A 1,914-nucleotide genomic window follows, 5' to 3' on the forward strand; every position below is an offset into this window, starting at 1 on the left:
ACTTGCACCTCTCCTGTGGTAGAAGACGGATCGGTGGTAGGTCCGAGGGTTACCCGCTCGGGACGGTTCGGCATGCGGGGCACAGGTGGACACCGTGCCCAGCTCGCCGCGGACCGCGGTGGCCACCGCGTCGGCCGTGGCGTGCGGGTGGTCGGCCAGCGCGGCGAGTGCTGACCGTCATGATGGGCGCCACCGTGCCACCGATCTGGAACCGGTCAAGAAAAGGGTCCGGTGGACCGGGGCCACCGCGCACAGCGCCCCGGCACGTCAGATCGGCGCCACCCTGACGTCAGGTGTCAGCAACGGACCGTCGCTGACATGACACCTCACCGGGCCCGGACGAGCTCCTCGGCGATCTCGTAGGTGTTCAGCGCCGCGCCCTTGCGCAGATTGTCCCCGCACACGAAGAAGTCGAGCGTGTTCGGGAAGTCCAGCGCCTGCCGGATGCGGCCCACGTAGGTGGGGTCCTCCCCGACGACGTCGGCCGGCGTCGGGAAGCGGCCCTCCCGCGGCTCGTCGACCAGCACGATCGAGGGCTGCGCGGCGAACACCTGGCGGGCGGTCTCGACGTCCACCGGCGAGTCGAACGTCGCGTGGACCGCGAGCGCGTGGGTCGTCACGACCGGGACGCGGACACAGGTCGCGGAGACCTTGAGGTGGTCGATCCCGAGGATCTTGCGGGACTCGTTGCGGACCTTCAGCTCCTCCGAGGACCATCCGCCGTCGCGCCAGGACCCGGCCCACGGCACCACGTTGAGCGCCAGCGGCGCCGGGAACGGCGACCCGTCGGACAGGCCCGCGGCCGAGAGCGCCTCGCGGACGTCGCCCGCCCGGTGCCCGACGCCCTTGCCGGCGACGGCCGACATCTCGGCCTGCAGCCGGTCGATGCCCTCCTGGCCGGCCCCGGAGGCCGCCTGGTACGACGCCACCACCAGCTCGGTCAGCGTGAACGCCCGGTGCAGCGCACCGATCGCGGCCATCATCGACAGCGTCGTGCAGTTCGGGTTGGAGACGATGCCCTTCGGCCGCATGTGGGCGGCCTCGGCGTTGACCTCGGGCACCACGAGCGGCACCTCGGGGTCCATGCGGAACGCGCCGGAGTTGTCGACCGCGATCGCCCCGCGCGCGACGGCCACCGGTGCCCAGGTGGCGCTGACCTCGTCGGGCACGTCGAACATGGCGATGTCGACACCGTCGAAGGCCTCGTCCGCCAGCGCGACGACCTCGATCTCGCGGCCGCGGACGGTGAGCCGCCGGCCCGCCGAGCGCGGCGAGGCGATCAGCCGGATCTCCGACCACGGCACCGTCTCGCGGGCGTTGACGATGTCGATCATGACGGAGCCGACCGCCCCGGTGGCCCCGACGATGGCGAGGGTGGTCATCGCGTCTACCTTCCCGTCCCGGCGTGCACGACGGCCTCGGTCTCGCCGCCGAGGTCGAAGGCCTCGTGCAGGGCGCGGACGGCGTCGTCGAGCTGGATGTCGCGGATGAGGGCGGAGATGCGGATCTCCGAGGTGTTCATCATCTCGATGTTCACGCCGGCCTCCGCGAGCGACTCGCAGAAGGTGGCGGTCACCCCGGGGTGGCTGCGCATCCCGGCGCCGACCAGGGTCACCTTGCCGACGTGCTCGTCGTAGATGACCTCCTCGTGGCCGACCTCGGGCTGCACCGCGGCGAGCGCCTCGACCGCCTTCGGGCCGTCCTTGACCGGCAGCGTGAACGTCACGTCGGTCTTACCCGTCTTCAGGTGCGAGATGTTCTGCAGCACCATGTCGATGTTGATGTCGACGTCGGCGACCGCGCGGAAGATCCGCGCCGCGAACCCCGGCTGGTCCGGGACGCCGACGATGGTCACCTTGGCCTCGGACCGGTCGTGCGCCACCCCGGTCAGGACCGCCTGTTCCACGCTGAGCT

Annotated in this window: 2 protein-coding genes; both read right to left on the reverse strand. The window is 71.3% G+C overall.

Annotation, left to right across the window (positions count from 1 at the left end):
- Positions 1-326 precede the first annotated feature (326 nt).
- Positions 327-1,382: an aspartate-semialdehyde dehydrogenase gene (locus tag VGH76_RS02590; protein WP_331555044.1), complete on the reverse strand. Its 1,056-nt coding sequence runs from the start codon at positions 1,380-1,382 to the stop codon at positions 327-329.
- 5 nt (positions 1,383-1,387) lie between these two features.
- The coding region (locus VGH76_RS02595; protein WP_331555045.1) for an ACT domain-containing protein at positions 1,388-1,914 on the reverse strand (527 nt) is incomplete at its 5' end.

Origin of the sequence: Actinomycetospora sp., assembly GCF_036497585.1 — a bacterium.
Lineage (GTDB): Bacteria > Actinomycetota > Actinomycetes > Mycobacteriales > Pseudonocardiaceae > Actinomycetospora.

What these genes read in the sequence shown, in the direction of transcription:
- VGH76_RS02590 (WP_331555044.1), bottom strand. Translation starts at nt 1,382, where the DNA reads ATGACCACCCTCGCCATCGTCGGGGCCACCGGGGCGGTCGGCTCCGTC.